This window comes from Streptomyces sp. 2131.1, from assembly GCF_900105515.1.
GTDB lineage: Bacteria > Actinomycetota > Actinomycetes > Streptomycetales > Streptomycetaceae > Streptomyces > Streptomyces drozdowiczii.
The window spans coordinates 6,554,271-6,578,911 of record NZ_FNSY01000001.1; the positions used below are offsets into that span (position 1 = coordinate 6,554,271).

Below are 24,641 nucleotides of genomic sequence, written 5' to 3' on the forward strand. Positions count from 1 at the left end.
GCGGATGAGTACGAGCGCTCAGCCGTACGGGTGTCCCGGCGGCAACGATGGGGGTTCGTCCCGAGGGAACCGGAGAACCCCGTGCTCAGCCGCCTTGCCGGTCAACTTGTCCCCGCTGTAGGACGGTTGACGCTCACCACCGACGGCGGCGCCGGCCTGCCCCCGGCCGGGATCATCGCCGCGAACCACACGTCGCTCGCGGACCCCGCGATCGTCCTGGCGGCGCTCCTCCGCCTCGGCGCCCGCCCCGTCGTCATGGCGACGGCGGGCCTCTGGAGCGTGCCCCTGCTCGGCCGCGCGCTCGCGCGGGAGGGCCACATCCCCGTGCGCCGCGGCGACCCCCGCGCGGCCCGGTCGGTCGACCTGGCCGAGGAGGCGCTGGAGCGGGGCCGGCACATCCTGATCTATGCCGAGGGCGGCCTGCCCCGGCGCACGGACCCGGCCGAGGCCGAGCCGGGCGCGTTCCGGCGCGGCCTGGCGGGGCTCGCGCACCGCACCGGCGCGCCGGTGATTCCGGTGGGCCAGGCCGGGGCGCGCCGCGTCACCTCCGGCTCGGCCGTCAAGCAGCTCGCGGGCCTGGCCACCGCTCCGGTGCGGCGGCCCCGCCTGCACGTCCACGTCGGGCCGCCGCTGTGCCTCGACGGCGAGGGGGCGGCGGCCACCGAGCAGGCCCGGCTCGCCGTCACGGCCGCCTGGCGGACCGCGGTCGCCCGGCTGGGCGAACCGGCCGGCCCGGCGGTCTGAGGCCGGGCTGCCGGACGCTCACAGCTCGGCGCCCACCGCGCTCAGGAAGGTGCGGAACTTCGCGGCGGTCTCGGCGGTTTCCGCCTCGGGTTCGGAAGCGGCGACGACGCCCGCGCCGGCGTAGAGCCGGAGCATGCGCTCCTCGGCCTCGGCGCAGCGGATCGTGACGACCCACTCGCCGTCCCCCTCCGCGTCGCCCCAGCCGACCATGCCCGTGAAGTAGCCGCGGTCGAACGGCTCGGTCTCCGTCAGCACCTGCCGGGCCGTGGCCGTCGGCGTACCGCACACCGCGGGCGTGGGGTGCAGGGCGCAGGCCAGGGTGAGGGCCGAGGTGTCCGGGTCGGTGAGTGTGCCCGTGACCGTCGTGGAGAGGTGCCACATGGTGGCGGTGCGGATCAGGGTCGGCCGGGGCGGGACGGTCATCCCGGAGCAGTGCGGAGCGAGGGCCTGGTGGACGGCGTCCACGACGACGGCGTGCTCGTGGAGGTCCTTCGCCGACTCCAGGAGCGCCGCGGCCCGGCGCACGTCCTCGGCGAGGTCGTCGCTGCGCGGGGAGGAGCCGGCGAGGGGGTTGGCGACCACCTGGCGGCCCCGGCGGGAGACGAGGAGCTCCGGGCTGGCGCCGATCAGGGTGCGGCCGGGTCCGGTCGGGAGCGCGAAGGTGTAGCCGGTCGGGTCGCGGCGGGCCAGGCGCTGGAGCATGGCGGGCACGTCCAGCGGTGCGGGGGAGGTGAGTTCGAGGGTGCGGGAGAGGACCACCTTGCTGAACTCGCCGCGCCACATGCGCTCCACGGCCGAGGCGACGCCCGCGGCGTAGACCTCCGGCTCGGGTACCGGGCGGATGTGCCAGCCGGGCGAGTCCACCCCCCTGGAGGGCAGCGCGACGAGCGGGTCGGACGAGAGGGGCGGGGCGACGCGCAGCGCCGCGGGCACGCTGAGGGCGGCCGGCGCGGTGTGGTCGAACGGGATCGCGCCGATCACCACCGGTGCCTCCTGGCCGGCGTCGGCGGCCTCGGCCAGCGCGAGCGACACCCGCTGGTCCACCGGCCGGGCGCCGTGCGGCACTTGGCGCGCGGGGCCGTGGGCCAGCAGGGTGCGCCGGGGGGTGGCGAGGAAGCGTGCGCCGGGCGTGAAGTCGTCCAGGAGGGAGGTTGCCGCCCCGGTGGCCGGGTGGGCCGCGGATATGTGCGTGGCGACTCGGGATGCCGTCGACACGGGGACTCCGTTCTGGCCCCGTCAGGGGGGGCCAGGGATGAGGATGCGGGTAGGAGCTGCGCCGGACCGGCGGGGCGGGACGCCTGCGGCGGGTCTTCACCCGGGACAGCACCTACGGTAGGTTAGGTGAGGGTAACCTAAGTTTACTTGTTCGTGCAGGAGGGGTGGCGGTGGCGCATCGTGTGGTCCGCATCCGAACTGCGCGTATCGGCGGCCCGATTGGCGGGCGGGGTGCCCGCGCCGCGCATGTCGATGTTAGGTTAGCCTTGCCTTGGTGCTAGGGGGGCTGCGTGGGGGCGTGCACTGTGGGGGAGGCCGGTCCGCTCGGTAGTGGGGGTCCGTGGCGCGCGTCCCCCGGCTTTGGGTGTCGCGCGCAAGGCGGTAGGCGGTGTCCGTGATGCCCCGCCGCGCGCCGTCATGGCCGCCCGCCGGGCCGGCCGAGCCGTCGCCTCCTCTTCCTCCTTCGTGAACAGCCCTTTCCCGGAGGGCTGTTCACGTGCGCGCCCCGGCGCCCGGCCCCGTACGCACCGCAACTGCCGCTCCGACCCGCTGTCGGCGCCCACCCCCGAAGGAGAACTCCGATGAGTCAGACCTTGTCGCCCGACCGTGTCAGGGCCGACATCGCCGAACTGCTGGGCTGCGAGCCCGGCGAGATCGCCCCCGACGAAAACCTGGTCGACCTCGGTCTCGACTCGATGCGGATCATGGTCCTGGTCGAGCGCTGGCGTGCGGCGGGGGCGACCTCGCTGGAGTTCCCCGACCTGTTCGAACAGCCCGAACTCGGCCACTGGCAGGCCCTGCTGGCGGGTGAGTCCGCATGAGCCGCACCGACGGCCGCGACCGCCACCTGGACCGGATCGCCGAGGTGCGCGCCGGCCGGCACGCCGAGAAGGTCGGCTATCCGATCGGCATCCGGGAGGCCGAGGTCGTACGTACGGTCGGCGTCGGCGCGGGCCTGCTGCGCGTGACGCTCGGCGGACCCGGCACCGAGGGCTTCGAGGCCCACGCGCCCGACGAGCACGTGAAACTGATCTTCCGCGAGGCCGACGGAACCCTGCGGCTGCCCGAGCGCAACGGCGCGATGCTGCGCTGGCCGAGGCCGCTGCCCACCTCGCGCGAGTACACCGTGCGCCGCTACGACTCCCTCACCGGCGAACTCGACATCGACGTCGCCGTGCACGAGGGCGGACTCGCCTCGGACTGGGCCGGCAAGGCGCAGCCGGGCGACACCATCCACATCGCGGGCCCGCCCGGCGGACTGATCGTCCCGCACAGCTACGACCGCTATCTTCTCGTCGGCGACCTCACCGCCCTGCCCGCCGTCGCGCGGTGGCTGGAGGAACTGCCCCGGACCGCCAAGGGCTGGGCGTTCGTCGAAGTCGCGGACGGCGGCGAGGAGATCGAGCTGGCGGCGCCCGAGGGGGTCGAGGTCCGCTGGCTGCACCGCGGCGGCGCTCCCGCCGGATCCGGTGACGCGCTCGTCCGGGCCGTGACCTCGGTCACCGTCCCCGAGGGCGAGCGGGTGTACGTGTGGGTCGCCGGCGAGGCCGGGCAGATCAAACCGCTGCGCCGCTGGGTCCGGGACGAACTGCGCCTGGAGAAGGCCGACTACGACATCACGGGCTACTGGAAGCGCGGTGTCGCGGACTTCGACGAGGACCACGAGCACGAGCCCGGGCACGACCACGGCGACCACGACCACAGCCACGACCACTGATCCGCCGCCGGGACTCCGGGGTGAACCATCCTCGGGTTGTCCTGCCGAAAGGCCATCAAATAAGGTGAGCCTTACCTAAGTAGCAAGGAGCTCGGAAATGTCCATACGCAGATCGTCCGGTCTGGTCGGCGCCCTCGCGCTGGCTCTCGTGCTGACCGGATGCGGGTCATCCTCCGACGGCGGTTCGGACTCCGCCTCGGAGAAGAGCGAGACCCGGGTGTTCACCGCGGACAACGGCAAGATCACGATCCCGGCGAACCCGAAGCGTGTGGTGGCCACCGGCTATGCCGTGCCCGCCCTGATCGAGGCCGACGCGCCGCTGGTCGGCATCTCGTCGTGGAAGCGCGGCGAACCGATGATGACCAAGGACGACCTCGCCACCTACAAGAAGCTCAAGAAGATCGCCGGCGAGCAGGCGGCCGAGACCAACTACGAGGCCATCGCCGAGGCCGAGCCCGACCTGATCGTCATCGGCGTGCCGGCGCCCGTGCTCGGCGACATCGACATGAAGCGGCTGAAGTCCATCGCCCCCGTCGTCGCGATCGGCCCGAGCCTGCCGTCCGCCTGGCGCGACCTCTCCCGCAAGCAGGCCGACGCGGCCGGCGCGGTCAAGCAGTTCGACGCCCAGAAGGAGACGTACGACACCAAGGCCGCCGAACTGACCGACAAGTACAAGGACGTACTGCCGAAGCTGAAGCTCGGCCACGTCGGCGCGTACGGCGACGCCGCCAAGGGCACCTTCCAGCGCGAGTTCAACGGCTCCTGGGGCACCAACATCGCCGAGGACCTGGGCGCCACCTACTACGGCAAGGTCAAGAAATCCGGTCCGGGATCCGCCGCGGTCAGCGAGTACCCCTCGATCGAGGAGCTCCCCGCCGCCTTCCGCGATGCCGACGCCCTGACGTACTCCGTCAACGCCGACGGCAGCGTCCCGCCCTCCGTCAAGTACGTGCTGGACTCCAAGCTCTGGAAGAACCTGCCCGCCGTCAAGGCCGGCAAGGTCTTCCCGTACCGCTACACCGAGGCCGCCACCTACGGTGAGGGCCTGTTGACCCTGGACGCGATCGACGAGTCGCTCGCTCCGCTGCTGAAGCCGTGAGCGTCGCGGGCCGCGCGTCCGAGACGGCGGGAAGGAACCGGCGGGCCGTCCCGCGGACCGCCCTGCTCGTCGGCGGACTGGTACTGCTGGCAGCTCTCGCCGTACTCAGCATGGGCGTCGGGGCCCGCCACGTCGCCACCGGCGAAGTCGTGCGCGCACTCTTCGACTACCGGGGCACGGACGACCACGTCGTCGTACGGGACGTGCGGGCACCGCGTGCGCTGCTCGCCGTCGCCGTCGGTGCCGCGCTCGCCGTCGCCGGCGCGCTCATCCAGACGCTCGCCCGCAACCCGCTGGCCGAGCCCGGCATCCTCGGTGTCACCGCGGGCGCCGGGTTCGCCGTCACCCTCGGGTCGGCGGCGGGCCTGGCCGGCGGACAGGCCGGCGAACTCGGCTTCGCCGTCATCGGCGCCGCGGCCGCGGCGCTCCTGGTCGCCGCGGTCGGCCGCAGCTCACCGCTGCGCCTGGTGCTCACCGGCGTGGCGGTGACCGCGGTGCTCAACGGCGTCGCCCTCGGGCTGCGCCTCATGCTCCCCGATACCTTCGACCTCTACCGGTTCTGGTCGGTGGGGACGCTGGCGGGGCGCGAACAGGCGCCGCTTCCCTGGCCGTTGACCGCCATCGCGGTGTCCCTGGCCGGTGCGCTGCTGCTGAGCAGGGCGCTCAACGCCCTGACACTCGGCGAGAACGTGGCGCACACCCTGGGCGCCAGCGTGGGCCGGGTCCGCCTCACCACCCTCGTCCTCATCACCGTGCTCAGCGGCGCCGCGACGGCGGTGGCCGGACCCATCCTGTTCATCGGGCTGATCGTGCCGCACCTGGTGCGCAAGCCGGCCTCCGGATCGGTGCCCTGGCTCATCGCCTACAGCATGGTCCTCGGCCCCGTCCTGCTCCTCGCCGCCGACATGGCCGCGCGGGTCCTGCTGCCCACCGGCGAGGTGCCGGTGGCCATCGTGACCGCCTTCCTCGGCGGCCCCATGCTGATCTGGGCGGTCCGCCGCTACGGGGCGGGGTCCCTGTGAACGTACTGAGATTCCACTTCGAACGGCGTACGGCGATACTCGTCGTCGTCCTGGTCGCGCTGATGCTGGGGCTCGGCCTGCTGGGGCTGTGCTACGGGGCGTCGTGGGCGCCGCCCGGCAAGGTGTTCGCCGTCCTCAGCGGCTCCGAGCACTCCGTGGTGATCCGCGACTGGCGGCTGCCGCGCGTGCTGGCCGGCCTGGTCTTCGGCGCCGCGCTCGGCGTCGCCGGAGCCATCTTCCAGAACCTCACCCGCAACCCCATGGGCAGCCCCGACGTCATCGGCCTGGACGCCGGCGCCTACACCGGCGCCCTGGTCGCCCTCACCGTACTGTCGGGCACCTCGGCGCAGCTCGCCGTCGGCTCCGTGACCGGCGGACTCGTCGTCGCGGCCGCCATCTACCTGCTGTCGCTCGAAACCGGCTTCTCCGGCCTCCGGCTGGTCGTCATCGGTATCGCCATCAACGCGATGGTCACCGCGATCAACTCGTGGATCGTGCTCCGCGCCGACCTGGAGGTGGCGATCGCCGCCGTCGGATGGAGTGCGGGCTCGCTCAACGGCGTGGGCTGGGACGACCTCGGCATCCCGTTCACCGTGATCGCCGTCCTGCTGGCGCTCATGACCACCAGGGCGCACGCCATGCACCAGGCGTCGCTCGGCGACCCGATCGCCGTCACGACCGGCGTCGGTCTCGACCGGCTGCGGCTGCTGATGGTCCTGGTCGGCGTCGGCTGCACCGCCACGGTGACCGCCGTGGCCGGACCCATCGCGTTCATCGCGCTGGCCGCCCCGCAGATCGGCCGCCGGCTCGCGGGCGCCGCCGGAGTGCCGCTGCTCCCGGCCGCGCTGACCGGGGCGGTGCTCCTCCAGGGCGCCGACCTGCTGGCCCAGATGCTGCTGGCGCCCGTCGCCCTGCCCGTGGGCGTCGTGAGCACCGCGATCGGCGGTTGCTACCTGATCTGGCTGCTGACCAAGGAGGTGAGGCGCGCGTGACCGCACGCCTGACGGCGCGGGACATCACCCTGCGCTACGGAGACCGGGTCGTGTCCACACGGCTCACCCTCGACATACCCGACGGCGCGTTCACCGCCATCGTCGGCCCCAACGCCTGCGGCAAGTCGACGCTGCTGAGCGCCCTGGTACGGCTCCTCAAGCCGCACTCCGGACACGTCGAGTTCGACGGGCGCGAGGTCGGCGCCTTCGGCACCAAGGCGCTCGCCAAGCAGCTCGGCTTCCTCCCGCAGGACCCGATGGCACCCGACGACATCAAGGTCCGCCAGCTGGTCGCCCGGGGACGTTTCCCGCACCGGTCGATGCTGGCCCTGTGGTCGCCCGAGGACCAGAAGGCCGTCGACGGGGCGATGGCCGCCGCCGGGGTCTTCGACCTCGTCGACAGGCCCGTGCAGGAACTGTCCGGCGGACAGCGCCAGCGGGTCTGGATGGCGATGGTCCTCGCCCAGCAGACGCCCTACCTGCTGCTCGACGAACCCACCTCGTTCCTCGACATCACCCACCAGTACCAACTGCTCGGCCTGCTCGCCAAGCTGCGCGACGAGGGCCGCACCGTCGTCACGGTCCTGCACGACATCAACCAGGCATGCCGGTTCGCCGACCACCTGGTGGCCATGAAGGCCGGCTCCGTGGTCGCCGAGGGCGACCCCGGGGACATCGTGGACGCCACGCTGATCAAGGACGTGTTCGACCTTCCCAGCGTCGTCGTCCCGGACCCCGTAACCGGTACTCCGATGGTCGTACCCACACTGCAAGGAGAGTAAGTTGACCACCGCGAGCGTGTCCCCGGACGGCCTCCTTCCCCTGACCGGCGCCCAACTCGGCATCTGGAACGCCCAGCGCATCGAGCCCGACTCGCCGTACTACGTCGTCGGCGACGTGGTGGAGATATCCGGCGGCGAACCGGTCGACCCGGACGCGCTCGCCCAAGCGGTCCGGGCCACCACCGAGGAGGCCGAGAGCCTGCGGCTCAGGGTGTACGAGACCGCCGAGGGGCCGTGCCAGGCGGTCGACACCCGGCCCGTCGCCCTGCCGCCGCTCGTCGACGTCAGCGCCGAGGCCGACCCCGCCGCGGCGGCCCAGGCGCTCGTCGACGCCGAACGCGCACGCCTCGCCGAGGACTGCCGGGCCATGACGGACCGCCCGCTGTACTCGCGGACCGTCATCAAGCTCTCCGACCGCGAGGTCTGGTACACCCAGCTCGGCCACCACCTCGTCTTCGACGGCTACACCGCCGCCCTGCTCGCCCGGCGCACCGCCGCCCACTACACCGCCCTGGTACGCGGCACCGAGCCGCCCCGCTCCACGTTCGGCGCGTTCGCGACCCTCGTCGCCGAGGACACCGCCTACCGCGAGGGCGAACAGGCCGCCGAGGACCGCGCCTACTGGGTCGAACGCTTCACCCCGCTGCCCGACGTCGACGCCCAGGACGGCCCCGGCACCGGCGGCGCCACCGCCCGTACGCTCACCGCACGGGCCGAGCTGAGTCCGGAGGAGACCGCGTCGCTGCGTGCCTTCGCCGACGCCGAGGGCGTGGCCTGGGGCCAGGCGCTCATCGCCTGCTACGCGGCCTTCCTCCACCGCATGCTGGGCCGCACCGACGTGGTCTTCGCGCTGCCGCTGATGTGCCGGACCGGCTCGGCCGCCCTGCGCACCCCTTCCATGGCGGTCAACGTACTGCCCATGCGGGTGACCGTGCGCGGCGGCGACGGGCTCGGCGACCTGAGCCGCCGGGTCGCCACCGCCATGCGCGAGATGCGCGACCACCAGCGCTACCGGGGCGAGGACCTGCCCCGCGACCTCGGCGTACCCGGCGCGGGCGCGCTGCTGCACGGACGCGGGATCAACCTCAAGGCGTTCGACCTGACCCTCGACTTCGCCGGGGCGGCCGGCATCATGCGCAACGTCGCCGGCGGACCGCCCGAGGACATGGGCCTCAGCGTCCTGCCGACTCGCGACGGCGGGCTCCTCCTCGGCTTCGAGGTCGACGCCCGCAACAAGGACCAGGCCGCGGTCGACCACCTGATGAGCGGGCTGCGCGCCCTGCTCTCCGGACTGCTTGAGGGCCGGCCCGTCGGCCGGATCGCCCTCGCCGAAGACGTCGACGGACTGCTCGCCGGATGGAGCCCGGCCGCCCTGCCCGGCACCCCCCTCGACGTGCCCGCCGCGTTCGACGCGATGGTCGCGGCCGGACCTGATCGCACCGCCCTCGTCTGCGGCGACGAACGGCTGACCGCCGCCGAACTCGCCGTCCGGGTGCACCGGGTGGCCCGCGCCCTGCGCGCCCGGGGCATCGGTGCCGAGGACGTCGTGGCGCTCGCCCTGCCGCGCTCCGCCGACTTCGTCGTGGCCCTGCTCGCGGTGCTGGACGCGGGCGCCGCGTTCCAGCCGCTCGACGCCGCACACCCGCCCGAGCGGCTGCGCGAACTCGTCGCCGACACCCGCCCCGCCCTCGTCCTCACCGACGGCACGGTCGACGGACTGCCCTGGAAGGCCCTCGCCGACGAGGCCGCCGCACTCTCCGGCGCACCGCTGACCACCGCCGAACTCTCCCGGCCCCGCGACCCCGGGCACCTCGCCTACGTCATCCACACCTCGGGATCGACGGGCCGGCCCAAGGGCGTGCTCGCCCGCACCGGCGGCCTCGCCTCGCTGCTGCACCACCAGCGGTCCACGGTCGTAGCGGAGGCCGAACGGGCCACCGGACGCCGGCTGCGCGCCGCGCACACCTACTCCTTCGCCTTCGACTCCGCCTTCGAGCACCTCGTCTGGCTGCTGTGCGGCCACGAACTGCACGTGTACGACGCCGACACCGCCCGTGACGCCGACGCCCTGCTCGCCGCGTATGCCCGGGACGGCATCGATATCATCGACACCACGCCCTCGATGGCCGCCCCGCTCATCGACGCCGGCCTGCTCGACCTGTCCCCGGCGCTGCTGCTCCTGGGCGGCGAGGCCACCCCGCCCGCCCTCTGGCGCCGCGTCGCCGCATCGGGCGTACTCGCACGCAACATGTACGGGCCCACCGAGGCCACCGTCGACGCCACCACCGCCCGCATCGACGACGGCGAACCGACCATCGGACGCCCCCTCGCCGGCACCCGCGTCCACGTCCTCGACAACGCCCTCCAGCCCGTCCCGCCCGGCACGACCGGCGAACTGTACCTGGCAGGACCGCACCTGGCCCGCGGCTACCTCGGCCGGCCCGGGGCCACCGCCGAACGCTTCGTCGCCGATCCGTTCGGCGCGCCCGGCGAGCGGATGTACCGCACCGGGGACCGGGCCCGCTGGGTGCCCGGCCGCGGCCTGGAGTACGGCGGCCGGGGCGACGGACAGGTCAAGATCCGCGGTCACCGCGTGGAGACCGGCGAGGTCGAGGAGGCGCTCGCCGCGCTGCCCGGCGTCACCGCGTCCGCCGCGCGGGTCCTCTCCTCCCGGCTCGTGGGCTACATCGTGTCCGCCTCCCTCACCGGCGACGAGACACGCGCCCTGCTCGCCGAGCGGCTGCCCGAACACATGGTGCCCGCCGCCGTCGTGGTGCTCGCCACCCTGCCCCTCACCCCCAACGGCAAGCTCGACCGCGCCGCCCTGCCCGCGCCCGCCCTGGCCGGCGGCGGCCGGGAGCCGAGCACCGAACGCGAACGGTTGCTGTGCACCGTCCTCGCCGACGCGCTCGACGTCGAACGGGTGAGCGTGGACGACGACTTCTTCGCCCTCGGCGGCGACAGCATCACCGCGATCACCGTCAGCAGCCGCCTGCGCGCCCTCGGCCTCGGCCTGCGCCCGAAGGACCTGCTGGCCCGCCGCACCTTCGCCGTGCTCGCCGCCTCCGCCGAGCAGCTCGCGGAGACGGCCGGCCCGGCGGACGAGCCGGTCGGCCCCGTGCCCGCCCCGCCCATCGTGCGCGCCCTGCTCGACCCGCACCCGGACATCGACACCGTCGCCGGATACGCCCAGTGGACCGCCCTGCACGTCGACGCGCTCACCCTCGACGCGCTGACCAGGGGCGTGCAGACCCTCGTCGACCACCACGACGCCCTGCGGCTGCGCGTCGCCGACGGACCGGAGATCCTGCCCCGGGGCACGGTCCGGGCCGCCGTCGAAGAGGTCACCGGCGAAGAGGTGACCGCCCTGGCCGAACGGCTCGCCGGCCAACTCGACCCCCGCACCGGCGATCTTGTGCGCGCCGCCCTGCTCCGTACGGGAGAAGGCACCGCCGACCGGCTGGTCGTCGTCGTGCACCACCTCGCCATGGACGGCGTGTCCTGGCGCGTCCTGCTCCCCGGCCTCCACACCGCCTGCGCGGGCGGAACCCCCGAGCCCGTCGGCACCTCCTGGCGGCGGCACGCCCAGGTCCTCGCCGAACAGGGCAGCACCGGCGCCCGGCGCGGCGAACTCGCCCACTGGCGTACGGCACTGGGCTCCGCGCCCCGGCTCGGCGCCCGCCCGCTGGACCCCGCACGCGACACCGTGGCCACCGCCCACCGCTCGGTCACGACCGCCTCGCCCGAGGCCACCGAGGCCCTGCTGACCACGCTGCCCGCCGCCTACCGGGCCGGCGTCGACGAGGTCCTGCTGGCCGCCCTCGTCCTCGCCCTGCGCGGCTGGGGCCTGCGCGGCGACGCCCTCACCGTCACCATGGAGGGCCACGGCCGCCAACACCTCGACCTGGCCCGCACGGTCGGCTGGTTCACCAGCGAGTACCCCGTCCGCGTGCCCGCATCGGACGACGTGCGCGAGACGCTGCGCGCCGCCAAGGAGGCCCGCCGCGCCGTCCCCGACAGCGGCATCGGCTACGGAGTGCTGCGCCACCTCGACCCCGAGGCCGGCCCGGAACTCTCGGCGGTCCCGCCGCCGGACGTCCTGCTCAACTACCTCGGCCGGTTCGCCCCGTTGGCCGCCGACGGCTGGCGGCTGCCCGACCACGACGCCTTCTCCGTCACCGAGCCCGACGCCAAGGCCCTGGAACAGGTACTGGCCCTCAACTGCTTCGTCCACGAGGGCGACGAGCCCCGGCTCGCCGTCGAGTGGACCGCCGCCGGACAGGTCCTGGGCACCGACGCCCTGGCCGCGCTCCAGGACTGCTGGGCCGCCGCGCTCGACGCGCTGGCCGCGCACGCCTTGCACACCACGGGCGGGCTCACCCCATCCGACCTGCCGCTGGTGGCCGTCGACCAGGACGCCATCGACGCCCTGGAGCGCACCGGCCGGATCAGCGACGTGCTGCCGGCCACCCCGCTCCAGGTCGGCCTCTCCTTCCACACCCTGGTCCGGGACGAGGCGGACGCCGACGTCTACGTCGTCCAGGCCGTGACCACCCTCTCCGGCGAGCTGGAACCTGCCCGGATGGAGCGCGCCGCCCGCGAACTGCTGCGCCGCCACCCCGCCCTCCGTGTCCACCTGGGCACGGTCGGGGACGACGTGGTGCAGGTCGTCCCCGCCGACGTCACCCTGGACTGGCGGCAGGACGACGACTTCGCAGAGGCCGCCCGCGCCGACCTGGAGCGCCCCTTCGACCCGGCCCGGCCGCCGCTGATCCGCTTCCTGCTCTCCCGCGTCGGGCCCGCCGAGCACAAGCTCGTCATCACCAACCACCACGCCCTGCTCGACGGCTGGTCCATGCCCATCGTCGGCCGCACCCTGCTCGCGATCTACGCCGAACTCGGCGGCGGTCCGGCAGCCCCCGTATCGCCGCCGCTCTCGGAGTACTTCCGGTGGCTGGCCGGCCGGGACGAGGAGGCCTCGCTCACCGCGTGGCGGGAGGCGCTCGCGGGCGTCGACGACGCGACCCGGCTGGCACCCGCCGGCGCCGGCACCGCCGTCGAGCGGCCGGGCCGCGAGACGGTCGCGCTGAGCCGCGAGTTCAGCGACCGGCTGCGCGCATTCGCCCGGGAACAGGGCATCACCCTGACCACGGTCCTCCAGACGGCCTGGGGCCTGCTCCTCGGCAGGCTCACCGGCCGGCGCGACGTCGTGTTCGGCTGCCCGGTCTCCGGCCGGCCCGCCGAGGTCGACGGCGTCGAGTCGATGATCGGCCAGCTCGGCACCACGGTCCCGGTCCGCGTCCGGTACACCCCGGACCGCACGGTCACCGACCTCATGGCCCGGGTGCACGACGAGAGCGTCGCCCTGGCCGAGCACCACCACGTCGGGCTGCCCGGCATCCAGCGGGCCGTGGGCATCGGTGAACTCTTCGACACCATGCTCGTCATGGAGAACTTCCCGCTCTCCAGCCGTACCCGGACCCCGCTCGCCCCCGGGCTCGACCTCACCGGCGTCGACATCACCGACGCCACCCACTACGCCCTCACCGTCATCGTGATCCCGGGCGACGAGATCACCGTCGGCCTCGGCTACCAGCCCGGCGCCTTCGACGCGGACACCGTGCGCGACTACGGCCGCTGGCTGCACCACCTGCTGCACGAGATCACCGAGGACCCGGCACGGCCCGCCGTCGCGCTGCCCGCCCTCGACGCCGACGAGCGCGCCCGGATGCTGCGTACCGGCACCGAGATCGTCGCCGCGAAGGAACGCGGCCACTGGCTGGGGGAGTTCGCCGCCTGGGTGCGGCGCAAGCCCGGCGCCGAGGCACTGGTCTGCCGCGACCGCAGCCTCTCGTACGAGGAACTCGACCGACAGGCCAACCGGCTCGCCCACGCGCTGATCGCCCACGGCGTCCGCCCGCAGGACCCGGTCGCGGTCCTCATCGGCCGGGACGTCGAGATGACCGTCGCCCTGTTCGGCGTGGCCAAGGCGGGCGCGGTGTACGTGCCGATGGACGCGAGCTACCCGCGCGAACGGCTGGCGTACATGTTCGACGACATCACGCCGGCGGCCGTCGTGACGACCGGTGCCGAACTGCCCGTCGACCGCGAGATCCCCGTCCTGCGCCTCGACGACCCGGCCACCTTCGCCTCCGTACCGGACACCGACCCGGCCGAGGCGCGCGCCCGGCTCACCGACGACGCGCTCGCGTACGTCATCTACACCTCGGGCACCACCGGCCGCCCCAAGGGCGTCGGCGTCACCCACCGGGGCGTGCCCGACCTGATCGCCCTCCAGGAGGAGGTCGTCGGCGTCACCGAGCACGACCGCTACCTGCACTTCGCGTCGACGGGCTTCGACGTGGCGTTCTGGCAGACCATGGTGCCGCTGCTGTCCGGCGGTACGTCGGTCATCGCGCCCGAGGAGGTGCGCGTACCCGGCGACGAACTGCTCGACTACATCGTGGAACACCGCGTCACCGGCGTGAACCTGCTCCCGTCGTTCCTCGCCGCGATGCCCGACGACCGCACCGTCGACCCCGACGTGTTCTTCGTCGTCGGCGCCGAACGGCTCGACCCGGAGCTGGCCCGCCGCTGGGGCCGGGGCCGCGGGGCGCTGTTCAACGCCTACGGGCCCACCGAGGTCACCATCAACTCCACCACCTGGCACTACGACCCGGACGACGCCGGACCGCTGCCCATCGGCCGCCCCGACCCCAACGTCCGCGCGTATGTGCTCGACGGCGGACTCCAGCCCGTCGGCGTCGGCGTCACCGGCGAGCTGTACCTCGGCGGCCCGAGCGTGGCCCGCGGCTACCTCGGTCGTCCCGGCCTGACCTCCGGCGCGTTCGTCGCCGACCCGTACGGCCCGCCCGGCACCCGCATGTACCGCACGGGCGACCTGGTGCGATGGCGCCACGACGGGCAGCTGGTCTTCCTCGGCCGCGCCGACCACCAGATCAAGGTGCGCGGCTTCCGCGTCGAGCTGGGCGAGATCGAGACCGCGCTCACCGGCCACCCCGACGTCCGCGCCGGCGCCGCCGTCGTCATGCGCGGGGGCCGGCTCGTCGGCTACGTCATCCCGACCGACGACGCCGACCTGGACACCGCCGCGGTCCGCGCGCACCTCGCCGAGCGGCTGCCCGACCACATGGTCCCGACCGCGCTCGTCCCGCTCGACCGCCTCCCGCTGAGCCCCAGCGGCAAGCTCGACGCCTCGGCCCTGCCCGCCCCGGCCACCGTCGCCGCCGCCCGCCGCGAACCCGCCACCGAGGCGGAGGCGCTGCTGCTCGCCGTGTTCCGGGACGTGCTCGGCCGCGACGGCATCGGCCCCGACGACAACTTCTTCGACATCGGCGGCGACAGCATCGTCTCCCTCCAACTGGTCTCCCGGGTCCGCCGCCAGGGCCTCGGCCTCAGCCCGAAGGACGTGTTCGACGGCGAGACCGTCGCGGGCATCGCCGCCCGGGCCCGCGCTCTGGACGGCGAGGCCGCCCCGGCCGTCGGCGACGCCCCGCTGACCTCCGTCATGCGCGACCTGCTGCACCGCGCCGGGAAGGCCGCCGACGGCTTCTGCCAGTGGGTGGAGGTCTGCGTCCCGGCCGGCGGCGACGAGAAGACCTGGACGGCCGTGCTCGACGCCCTGCTGACACGGCACGACGTGCTGCGCGCCCGCCTCGGCGACGACGTGCTGAACATCCCGCCGGCCGGCGAGGTGACCGGTGCCGACGTCCTGACCCGCGTCCCGGCGAACGGCGACCCGCGAGCCGCCGCCGCCGCCGCGACCGCGGCCGCTCGCGCGGCCATGGACCCGCGCACCGGTCCGATGCTGCGCGCGGTCTGGGTGGACGCGGGCCGCGACCGGCCCGGCCGGCTCGTCCTGATCGCCCACCACCTGGTGGCCGACGGCGTCTCCTGGCGCATCCTCCTCGACGACCTCCGGCACGCCCACGACGGCGGAGAGCTGACCCGGCACGGGCAGTCCTTCCTCGGCTGGGCCCGCACCCTGCGCGAGGCCGACCGGCGCCCCGAACTCCCGCACTGGCGGCGGATGACGGCGACCGAGCCCCTCGCCCGGCCGCTCGACCCCGCCCGGGACACCGTGGGCACCGCCGCGCACCACGAGATCCGGCTCGACGCGGACACCACCCGCGCCCTGATCACCACCCTGCCCGCCGCCCACCGCACCACCCCCGACGCCGTGCTCCTGACGGCGCTCGCCCGGGCGGTACGGGACTGGCGCGGCACACCGGAGCTGCTGGTCGCCCTGGAGAGCCACGGCCGCCCCCGGGAGGTCGACCTCTCGCAGACCGTCGGCTGGTTCACCGCCGTCCACCCCGTCCGGCTCGACGCCGACGACGACGTGCGCGCGGTCCGGGAGCGGCTGCGCGCCCAGGGCGACGGCCTCGGCCACGGCATCCTCACCATGGCCGGCCTGCTCGACCCGGTCCGCCCCGAGATCGCCTGGAACTACCTCGGCCAGTACCCCGGCGCCCCGGAGACGGAGACGCCCTGGCAGCCGGCCCCGGACGCCGACCCGCTCGGCTCCGACGGCTCCGGCCCGATGCCCCTCCCGTACAGCCTCATGGTCAACGCCCTGGTGCGCGACGACGCGCTCGGGGTGCGGATCACCTGGCCGGGCGCGTTGTTCAGCGGTGCGGAGATCGAGGAGCTGGCGGAGCACCTGCGGGCGGCGCTGCTGCGGGTCGCCGCCGCGCCCGAGATCCGTGCGCTCGGAGGCCGGGAGATCGCCGCCGTACAGCCGCTCGGCCCCCTGCAGGAGGTGATGCTGCGGCACTCGCGGACCGAGCGCCCCGACCCGTACACGGTGCAGTCGGTGTTCTCGCTCGCGGGCCCGCTCGACACCGAGGCGCTGCGGGGCGCGGGCGACGACCTGCTGGCCCGGCACCCGAACATGGGCGCGGTGTTCCCCGCATCCCTCGGGGTCATCCCCGAGTCGCCCCGGCCGGAGTTCCGCGTCACCGACGCGCCGGCCGACGAGGTGCTGGCGGCCGACCTGGCCGAACCGTTCGACCTTGCCCGCGGCCCGCTCTACCGGATCACCGTCGTCCGGCTGGGCCCCGAGCGCGCCGACCTCGTCCTGACCAGCCACCACGCGCTGTCCGACGGCTGGTCCGCCCCGCGCATCCTCGGCGAGTTCTTCGCCCTGTACACCGCGCGCACCGAGAACCGTGCGCACGGACTGCCGGACCCCGTCCCGTTCGCGGACTACCTCGCCTGGTGCGCGGAGCACGAACCGGACCTCGACGCCTGGGCGGCCGAACTCGACGGACTGCCCGAGGGCGACTACCTGGGCGGCGGAGAGAGCGGCCCGGCCTGGCAGGAGCCCGAGGTCATCACGTTCGACGCGGCGCTCGTGGACGGGCTCACCCGGCTCGCCGCCCGGCGCGGGCTGACCCCGAACACCCTGGTGCAGGGCGCCTGGTCGGTGCTGCTGGCCCGGCGCTCCGGGCACCGGGACGTCTGCTTCGGCGCCATGGTCTCCAGCCGCCCCCCGACCCTGGAGGGCGTGGAGGAGATCATCGGCCTGCTGGCCAACACCGTGCCGGTACGGGCCCGGCTCACCGGCACCCTGGCCGCCGCGCTCACCGACCTCCAGTCCCGCCAGCGCGACCTGGTCGACCACCACCATGTGGCCCTGTCCGACCTGGAGCGGCTCGCCGGACGGCGCCGGCTGTTCGACAGCATGGTGGTGTTCGAGAACTACCCGGTCGACCCGGACCGCCTGCGCGAACCCGCCCCCGGCCTCACGGTGCTGGGCACGCGCTTCCGGGAGTCCACCCACCACCCCGCCACCCTCACCGTCATGCCGGACGGCGACGGCTGGGCCGGCGTGCTCGCCCACCGGGCCGGCACCGACGTCGACGGGCTGGCCGGCCAACTGGTCGAGCTGCTGCGGAACATGGAACAGCACCTCGACGAGGACGTGTGCGGCCTGCTGGAGGGGGACCGATGACGGGGCAGACCGCGCCGCCCGCCGAACGCGTGGACAGGGAACTGCTGCGGATCGCGTTCATCCTGGTCCTCGGCACGTTCATGGCGTCGCTGGACGCCACCATCGTCAGCGTCGGACTCGACCGCCTCACCGACGAGTTCGACGCGTCCGTGGCCGAGATCCAGTGGGTTTCGACCGCCTACCTGCTGGCGATCGTCGCCGCCGTCCCCGCGTCCGGCTGGCTGGCCGGCCGGTTCGGCGGCCGCCGGACCTGGATCGCGGCGGTGGGCCTGTTCCTGCTCGGCTCGGTGCTGTGCGCCTCGGCCTGGTCCGCGACCAGCCTCATCGTGTTCCGCGTGATCCAGGGCATCGGCGGCGGACTGCTGCCCGCGACCGGGCAGGCGCTGCTGGCCCGGGTCGCGGGCCCCGGCCGCACCGGCAAGGTGATCAGCATCGTCGCCGTCGTCCCGCTGCTCTCACCGGTGTTCGGGCCGCTGGCCGGGGGCTCGGTGCTCGCCGTGGCGCCCTGGCCGTGGCTGTTCCTGATCAACCTGCCGATCGGGGCCGCGGCGATGCTGCTGGCCCACCGTTACGTACCGGTGGTGCCCCCGGCGTCGCAGCGGACGGCGTTCGACCTGCGCGGGGCGCTGCTGCTCTCACCGGGCCTCGCGGTGCTGGTGTACGGGCTGACCGAGGTCGCCCACGACCGCATGATTCCGGCCATGATCGGCGTGGTGGCCGGGGTCGTGATGCTCACCGCGTTCACCGCGCACGGGCTGCGGACCCGCGGCACCCCGCTCGTCGACCCCCGACTGTTCGCACGGCCGCCGTTCGGCGCCGCCGCCCTCGCCCTGGTGGTGCTGGGGGCCTCCGTGTTCGGCACGATGTTCCTGCTGCCGCTGTACTTCCAGTCGGGCCGGGGCATGTCCGCGTGGGAGGCCGGGCTGCTGCTCGCGCCCCAGGGGCTTGGAGCGGCGGCCGGTTCGGTGCTCGTCAACCGGACCATCACCAAGGTCGCGCCGAGGACCCTCGTCGTCACCGGCATCGTGCTGATCCTCGCCGGGACCGCCCCGTTCACCCTCCTCGGGCACGGGGTCCCGGACGCGGTGATCGCGGCGGCGCTGGTGGTGCGGGGCTTCGGGATGTCGATGATCGGCGCGCCCGTGATGAACATCGTCTACAGCCGGATCGAGCCGGAGCAGCTGCCCCGGGCGGCCGGCGCGCTCAACCTGCTCAACACCGTGGGCGGTTCGGTCGGCACGGCGGCGTTGGCGGTGATTCTCCAGGACCGGCTCGCCGCCCGGGGCACGGACATCGCCGCGGCCTTCGGCGACACCTTCCGGTGGGTGCTCGGCTTCTGCCTGTTCGCCGCGGCCGCCGCGACGCGGCTGCCGCGTACCCAGCCCCGGAAGGGGTGACCGGCGAGGTACATGGGTGTGCCCCCGGCCGAGGACCGGGGGCACACCCATGTCGGAGCCGGGATCATGGGCGGCTGGTGAGGTACCCGCCCATGGAGGTGAAGTACTCCGTCGCGGGCAGCTCGCGGCCGTCCTCGGTACGGACCCGGGTGACGGCCAGGCCGCGGTTGCGGCCGGTGCGGGCGTCGGCACCGGCGACGATCACCACGCCCTCGCCCTCGCGGTAGAAGATCCGGCCGGGCGTGCCGCCATAACGGCCCTCGGACACCACACTTGCCACGATTTCGATCCGCTTGCCGCGGTGGAAGGTGAAGGCGCTGGGGTACGGGGCGGACTGGGCGCGGACCAGGCGCTCCAGGTCCTCGGCCGGCCAGCTCCAGTCGATCCGGATGTCCTCCTCGGCACGCTTGTGGAAGAAAGTGGCCTGCGAGCGGTCCTGCGGGGTGAACTCCGTCTGCCCGTCCGCTATCGCGGCCAGCGCCTTGGTCGTGACGGGCGCGATGAGGTCGACGGTCTTGTGGAAGAGGTCGGTGGCGGTGTCCTTCGGGCCGACCGGGACCGACTCCTGCCGGACGATGTCGCCGGCGTCGAGCTCGTCGTTCATCATGTGCGCGGTGACGCCGACCTCGCTCTCGCCGTTGATGAGCGCCCAGATCAGCGGCGAGAAGCCCGCGTACTTCGGCAGCAGCGAGTCGTGGACGTTGAGGGTGCCCCGGGTGGGGAGCGCGAAGATGCGCGGCGGGATCCACGTACGCCAGTTGTTGGCCACGATGACGTCGGGCCCGGCGGCCTTCAGGGCTTCGTACAGCTCGTCGTCGTCCGGGCGGTTGCGGATCAGGACCGGGACGCCGTGCTCCTCGGCGAGATCGGCCACGGAGTCGCTCCAGATCTTCTCGTACGCGTGCTCGCTTCTGGGATGGGTGACGACCAGTACCACGTCGTGCTCGGAGTCCAGGAGGGCTTGCAGGGTGCGGTGCCCCCAGGTCTGGTAACCGAACATGACGACCCGCATGGGGTTCCTCCTCGACGTAGCAACAAAGACAGGTAAGTAAAGCAAGGCTTACCTTATCTTGCAACGGACTTGCCGAGTGCCTCAGTTGACCCGGACGCGATCCGGGCGTGTCCGGATCGCGCCTGTCGACAGGCGTTGACGGATTAGCTTAGGCTCACCTAAGTTCAATGGGCCGCTGTTTCGGCGTGCCCGTTCCACGCCGTTCCCCACATCCGACAGGCGGCTTCCCCGCACGATGGGAGTGACATGTCACAGGCTCGTCCTGGCGACGCAGCACCGGTCCACGACCTCATTGGCATCGGCTTCGGCCCCTCCAATGTGGCCATGGCGATCGCGATCAGCGAGCACAACGCGCGCTCCGGGACGCGGGAAGCGGTGACCGCCCAGTTCTTCGAGCAGCAACCGGCCTTCGGCTGGCACCGGGGCATGCTCATCGACGACGCCACCATGCAGGTCTCGTTCCTCAAGGACCTGGTGACACTGCGCAATCCGGCCAGTGAGTTCAGCTTCCTCTGCTACCTGAAGAGCAAGGGGCGGCTGATCGACTTCATCAACCACAAGAACCTCTTCCCGCTCCGGGTCGAGTTCCACGACTACTTCGAGTGGGCCGCCTCCCAGGTCGACGACATGGTCTCGTACGACCACGAGGTCGTCGGCGTCACCCAGGTCGTCGAGGACGGCGTCGTCGAGTTCCTGGACGTCACGGTCAGGTCGGGGGAGGGGCTCACCGTCCACCGCGCCCGCAACCTCGTCATCGGCACCGGGCTGCGCCCCCTCGTGCCGGAGGGCGTCGAGCGCGGCGACCGCGTCTGGCACAACTCCGAACTCCTCACCCGGGTCGAGGAGCTGGACGGCACCTCGCCCTCCCGCTTCGTCGTCGTGGGCGCCGGCCAGAGCGCCGCCGAGAACGTCGCGTACCTGCACCGCCGCTTCCCCGGCGCCGAGATATGCGCGGTGTTCTCCCGCTACGGCTACAGCCCGGCCGACGACAGCAGCTTCGCCAACAAGATCTTCGACCCGGACGCGGTCGACGAGTTCTACGCGGCGCCCGAGAACGTCAAGCGCCGGCTGATGGACTACCACGGCAACACCAACTACTCCGTCGTCGACATCGACCTGATCGACGACCTGTACCGGCAGATGTACCAGGAGAAGGTGCTCGGCACCGAGCGACTGCGCTTCCTCAACGTGTCGCGGCTCACCGCGGTCGAGGAGACCCCGGACAGGGCCCACGCCACCGTGAAGTCCCTCGTCACCGGCGAGGAGACCCGACTTGACGCCGACGTCGTGGTGTTCGCCACCGGCTACAGCCCGGCCGACCCCCTCGGACTGCTGGGCGAGGTCGGCGCGCACTGCCTCCGCGACGAGGCGGGCCGGATCCGCGTCGAGCGGGACTACCGCATCGCCACCGGCACCGGGCTGAACTGCGGGATCTACCTCCAGGGCGGCACCGAGCACACCCACGGCATCACCTCGGCGCTGCTGTCCAACACGGCGATCAGGGTCGGCGAGATCCTGGACTCGCTGCTGGACCGGGGCGTCAAGTCCGCGCCGGACGAGGCCCGTCCGGTCGCCGACGGCGGCACCCGCTAGACAGGCCGGCCACCGGCACGGGCCCTGCGAGGGATCCGTACCCGGCCTCCTTCCGGTCCCGGCGGACCAGAGAGATGACGTACGCGGACATGAGCACAACTGCAGTGGAGCGCCCCATACCCGGGGGCGTGACGGCGACCCGTCGCAGGCGGGTCACCGGACTGGCCGCCCTCGCGGTGACGGTCCTGGTCGTGGGCGCGCTGTCGCTCATGGTCGGGGCCCGTTCGCTGAGCCCGGGGGAGGTGTGGCACGGCCTGTTCGCGGGGCCGGAGTCCGACCAGCGGCTCTCCGACATCCGGCTCATCGTGCAGACCGTGCGCGTGCCCCGCACGGTGCTCGGAATTGTGGCGGGCATCGCGCTCGGGGTCGGCGGCGCGCTGATCCAGGGCTACACACGCAACCCGATCGCGGACACCGGCCTCGTCGGCGTCAACGCCGGCGCCTCGTTCGCCGTGGTGTCGGTGATCGCCGTGTTCGGGCTCACGGACCCGGTCCACTACATCTGGTTCGGCTTCTTCGGGGCGGCGGTCGCCGGTGTCGTGGTGTTCGGCCTGTCCAGCATCGGCCGGGGCGCGGGCAACCCGCTGACCCTCGCCCTCGCCGGACAGGGCGTCACCGTCTTCCTCGCGGCGATGACCACGGCCGTGGCACTGTCCGACAGGGACTCCCTGAACGTGCTGCGGTTCTGGAACTCCGGCTCGCTGACCGGGCAGGGCTTCGACGTGATCTGGCCCGTCACCGCGTTCGTGGTGGCCGGTCTGGTGCCGGCCCTGGCCATGCTGCCCTCCCTCAACCTGCTCAACCTCGGCGACGACGTGGCGCGCGGGCTCGGTGTGAACATCGCGCTGAGCCGCACCCTCGGCATCGTCTCCATCACCCTGCTGGCGGGCGCGGCCACCGCGGCCTGCGGCCCCATCGCGTTCCTCGGGCTCATGGTCGCCCACGTGGCCCGGTACCTGACCGGGCCCGACTACCGCTGGCTCGTGCCGCACGCGGGTCTGCTCGGCGCGGTCGTCCTGCTGGTGTGCGACGTCGTCGGGCGCCTGGTGGTACGGCCGGGCGAACTCGACGCGGGTGTCGTCGTCTCCCTGGTCGGTGCCCCGTTCTTCGCGGCGCTGGTCTGGCGCGGAAAGTTCAGGAGCGCATGAACGCCACGGAAATGAAGCACCCGATGGCCGCGGGCCTCCGCCTGGGCCGGGTCTCGTTCGTCTGGCGGCCCTGGCTCGCCCTGGTCACCCTGGTGCTGGCGGCGGCGGCCTTCCTGGTCTTCTGCCTGTCCATCGGCGTCGGGGACTTCCCCATCGGCCTGTCCCGGGTGATCGCGACGATCCTCGGACGCGGCGAGCAGGTCGACGAGTTCGTCATCATGGACCTGCGGATGCCGCGCGCCCTGGCCGGCGTCGTCGTCGGCGTCGCGCTCGGGGTGTCCGGCGCGATCACCCAGTCCGTCGCCCGCAACCCGCTCGCCAGCCCGGATATCCTGGGCATCACCGGGGGCGCGAGCGCGGTCGCCGTGTTCCTGGTGACGGTCTCAGGCGGCACCGCGGCGGCGGTCACGCACTCCATCGGGCTGTCGGCGGCGGCGCTCCTCGGCGGTCTCCTGACGGGGCTGCTGGTCTACTTCCTGGCCTGGCGGCGCGGCATCGACGGCTTCCGGCTCATCCTCATCGGCATCTCGGTCAGCGCCGCGATGGAGGCGATCACGACGTGGCTTCTGACGTCGGCCGACATCCGGGACGTGGCGCGGGCCCAGGCGTGGCTGGTCGGTTCCCTGGACAACCGGTCCTGGGAGGACGTCCGGGTGGCGCTCTGGTGCACCGTGGTCCTGCTGGCCGCGGTGACCTGCCTGGCCTTCCAGTTCAAGCCGCTGCACCTCGGCGACGACGTCGCGGCCGGGCTCGGCGTCCGGTTCACCCGGGTGCGGGCCGCCATGCTGCTGTGCGCTGTCCTGCTGGCCGCGGCGGCGGTGAGCGCGGCGGGCCCGGTGCCCTTCGTGGCGCTCGTGGCCCCGCAGGTGGCGATGCGTCTGGCCCGGCACCCCACGCCGCCGATGGCGGCCTCCGGCCTGGTCGGCGCGCTGCTGCTGACCGGATCCGATCTGATCGCCCGTACGGCACTGCCCGTCGGTCTGCCGGTCGGTGTGGTCACCGCCGGGATGGGCGGGCCCTTCCTGGTGTATCTCCTGGTCCGGGCGAACCTCAGGTGATGACAGACGAGTCGGACCGACCGAGCAGAGGGGGGCCAGTGGCCGCGCAACGCACCATCACCCAGACCGAGGCGCCGGGCGGCGACGCCCCCCGGCTGGCGGCCAGGGGCATCACCGTCGGGTACGGCGGCCGGAACGTGATCGAGGAGCTCGACGTCGAGATCCCGTCGGGGGTGGTCACCACCATCATCGGCCCCAACGGCTGCGGCAAGTCGACACTGTTGCGCACCCTGACCCGGCTGCTGAAGCCGGCGGGCGGCGCCGTCGTGCTGGACGGCGAGGACATCGCCCGGCTCAGGACCAGGGACGTGGCCAAGAAGCTCGGCCTGCTGCCCCAGTCGCCGGTCGCGCCGGAGGGGCTGACGGTCTCCGACCTGGTCGCCCGGGGGCGCCACCCGCACCAGAGCTGGCTGCGGCAGTGGTCGTCGGACGACGCCGACGTCGTACGGCGGGCCCTCGCGATGACCGGGGTGTCCGACCTCGCGGACCGGCCCGTCGACTCGCTCTCCGGCGGGCAGCGGCAGCGGGTGTGGATATCGATGACCCTGGCTCAGGGAACCGATCTCCTGCTGCTGGACGAACCCACGACCTATCTGGACCTGGCCCACGCCATCGACGTGCTCGACCTGGTGGACGACCTGCACGAGTCGGGATGCACGGTGGTGATGGTGCTTCACGACCTCAACCTCGCCACGCGTTACAGCGACAACCTCGTGGTGATGCGGGAGGGCGCGATCCTGGCGCAGGGCCACCCGCGCGACGTGATCACCGCCGAGCTGCTCGACGAGGCGTTCGGGCTCCGGGCCGAGGTGATCGAGGACCCGGTGGGCGACCGGCCGCTCATCGTGCCCATCGGCCGGACCCACGTACGCCTCAATTAGTTTCA

General features: G+C 73.3%; 15 protein-coding genes. 13 read left to right on the forward strand and 2 right to left on the reverse strand.

Going from position 1 to position 24,641, the window contains the following annotated elements; translation table 11 throughout:
* The first annotated feature begins 81 nt into the window (after positions 1-81).
* On the forward strand, positions 82-744 hold the full coding sequence (locus BLW14_RS29210) for a lysophospholipid acyltransferase family protein (RefSeq protein WP_093710112.1): 663 nt from the start codon (positions 82-84) through the stop codon (positions 742-744).
* Between the two features lie 18 nt (positions 745-762).
* Here the strand turns inward: BLW14_RS29210 and dhbC are convergent, their stop codons facing one another.
* Positions 763-1,959 (reverse strand): isochorismate synthase DhbC, encoded by a 1,197-nt coding sequence (dhbC, locus tag BLW14_RS29215; protein ID WP_093710113.1) that lies wholly within the window; start codon positions 1,957-1,959, stop codon positions 763-765.
* Between the two features lie 581 nt (positions 1,960-2,540).
* Here dhbC and BLW14_RS29220 point away from each other — a divergent pair.
* The 8 genes from BLW14_RS29220 (at position 2,541) to BLW14_RS29255 (ending at position 18,944) form a co-directional block, all read left to right on the forward strand.
* Positions 2,541-2,780 carry a phosphopantetheine-binding protein gene (locus BLW14_RS29220; RefSeq protein ID WP_093710114.1) on the forward strand — a complete coding sequence of 80 codons (240 nt, stop codon included), beginning with the start codon at positions 2,541-2,543 and terminating at the stop codon, positions 2,778-2,780.
* Entirely contained in the window at positions 2,777-3,676 is a 900-nt protein-coding gene (locus BLW14_RS29225; protein WP_093710115.1) for a siderophore-interacting protein, read from the forward strand. The genes BLW14_RS29220 and BLW14_RS29225 overlap by 4 nt, the downstream gene beginning before the upstream one ends.
* Positions 3,677-3,773: 97 nt before the next feature.
* Positions 3,774-4,775, forward strand: coding sequence for an ABC transporter substrate-binding protein (locus tag BLW14_RS29230; protein ID WP_093710116.1), 1,002 nt, complete (start codon positions 3,774-3,776; stop codon positions 4,773-4,775).
* Positions 4,772-5,797: a FecCD family ABC transporter permease gene (locus BLW14_RS29235; protein ID WP_093710117.1), complete on the forward strand. Its 1,026-nt coding sequence runs from the start codon at positions 4,772-4,774 to the stop codon at positions 5,795-5,797. The genes BLW14_RS29230 and BLW14_RS29235 overlap by 4 nt, the downstream gene beginning before the upstream one ends.
* Positions 5,794-6,789 carry a FecCD family ABC transporter permease gene (locus BLW14_RS29240; RefSeq protein ID WP_093710118.1) on the forward strand — a complete coding sequence of 332 codons (996 nt, stop codon included), beginning with the start codon at positions 5,794-5,796 and terminating at the stop codon, positions 6,787-6,789. Before BLW14_RS29235 ends, BLW14_RS29240 begins: the two co-directional genes overlap by 4 nt.
* Entirely contained in the window at positions 6,786-7,571 is a 786-nt protein-coding gene (locus BLW14_RS29245) for an ABC transporter ATP-binding protein (RefSeq protein ID WP_093710119.1), read from the forward strand. The genes BLW14_RS29240 and BLW14_RS29245 overlap by 4 nt, the downstream gene beginning before the upstream one ends.
* 1 nt (position 7,572) lies before the next feature.
* Positions 7,573-17,547, forward strand: a complete 9,975-nt coding sequence (locus tag BLW14_RS29250; RefSeq protein ID WP_093710120.1) for a non-ribosomal peptide synthetase — start codon at positions 7,573-7,575, stop codon at positions 17,545-17,547.
* The gene (locus tag BLW14_RS29255) at positions 17,544-18,944 is read left to right on the forward strand and encodes a DHA2 family efflux MFS transporter permease subunit (RefSeq protein WP_093710121.1); all 1,401 of its coding nucleotides are present in this window, start codon (positions 17,544-17,546) and stop codon (positions 18,942-18,944) included. Before BLW14_RS29250 ends, BLW14_RS29255 begins: the two co-directional genes overlap by 4 nt.
* A 64-nt stretch (positions 18,945-19,008) precedes the next feature.
* Here BLW14_RS29255 and BLW14_RS29260 read toward each other — a convergent pair whose 3' ends face one another.
* On the reverse strand, positions 19,009-19,956 hold the full coding sequence (locus BLW14_RS29260; protein ID WP_093710122.1) for a methionyl-tRNA formyltransferase: 948 nt from the start codon (positions 19,954-19,956) through the stop codon (positions 19,009-19,011).
* Positions 19,957-20,202: 246 nt separating this feature from the next.
* On the opposite strand from BLW14_RS29260, the gene BLW14_RS29265 reads away from it, so the two are divergent.
* From BLW14_RS29265 to BLW14_RS29280, 4 genes are all read left to right on the forward strand, one after another.
* Positions 20,203-21,549 carry a lysine N(6)-hydroxylase/L-ornithine N(5)-oxygenase family protein gene (locus BLW14_RS29265; protein WP_093710123.1) on the forward strand — a complete coding sequence of 449 codons (1,347 nt, stop codon included), beginning with the start codon at positions 20,203-20,205 and terminating at the stop codon, positions 21,547-21,549.
* An 89-nt stretch (positions 21,550-21,638) separates the two neighbouring features.
* Complete coding sequence (locus BLW14_RS29270) at positions 21,639-22,697, forward strand: FecCD family ABC transporter permease (RefSeq protein ID WP_093710882.1); 1,059 nt, start codon at positions 21,639-21,641, stop codon at positions 22,695-22,697.
* Positions 22,694-23,755 (forward strand): FecCD family ABC transporter permease, encoded by a 1,062-nt coding sequence (locus BLW14_RS29275; protein WP_093710124.1) that lies wholly within the window; start codon positions 22,694-22,696, stop codon positions 23,753-23,755. The genes BLW14_RS29270 and BLW14_RS29275 overlap by 4 nt, the downstream gene beginning before the upstream one ends.
* A gap of 38 nt (positions 23,756-23,793) precedes the next feature.
* Positions 23,794-24,636, forward strand: coding sequence for an ABC transporter ATP-binding protein (locus BLW14_RS29280; protein WP_093710125.1), 843 nt, complete (start codon positions 23,794-23,796; stop codon positions 24,634-24,636).
* Positions 24,637-24,641: the final 5 nt, after the last annotated feature.

Excerpts from the sequence above, each read along its gene's own strand:
- BLW14_RS29275 (WP_093710124.1), top strand. The coding sequence starts at position 22,694 with ATGAACGCCACGGAAATGAAGCACCCGATGGCCGCGGGCCTCCGCCTG.
- BLW14_RS29255 (WP_093710121.1), top strand. The coding sequence starts at position 17,544 with ATGACGGGGCAGACCGCGCCGCCCGCCGAACGCGTGGACAGGGAACTG.
- BLW14_RS29270 (WP_093710882.1), top strand. The coding sequence starts at position 21,639 with ATGAGCACAACTGCAGTGGAGCGCCCCATACCCGGGGGCGTGACGGCG.
- BLW14_RS29220 (WP_093710114.1), top strand. The coding sequence starts at position 2,541 with ATGAGTCAGACCTTGTCGCCCGACCGTGTCAGGGCCGACATCGCCGAA.
- BLW14_RS29265 (WP_093710123.1), top strand. The coding sequence starts at position 20,203 with ATGTCACAGGCTCGTCCTGGCGACGCAGCACCGGTCCACGACCTCATT.
- BLW14_RS29230 (WP_093710116.1), top strand. The coding sequence starts at position 3,774 with ATGTCCATACGCAGATCGTCCGGTCTGGTCGGCGCCCTCGCGCTGGCT.
- BLW14_RS29225 (WP_093710115.1), top strand. The coding sequence starts at position 2,777 with ATGAGCCGCACCGACGGCCGCGACCGCCACCTGGACCGGATCGCCGAG.
- BLW14_RS29260 (WP_093710122.1), bottom strand. The coding sequence starts at position 19,956 with ATGCGGGTCGTCATGTTCGGTTACCAGACCTGGGGGCACCGCACCCTG.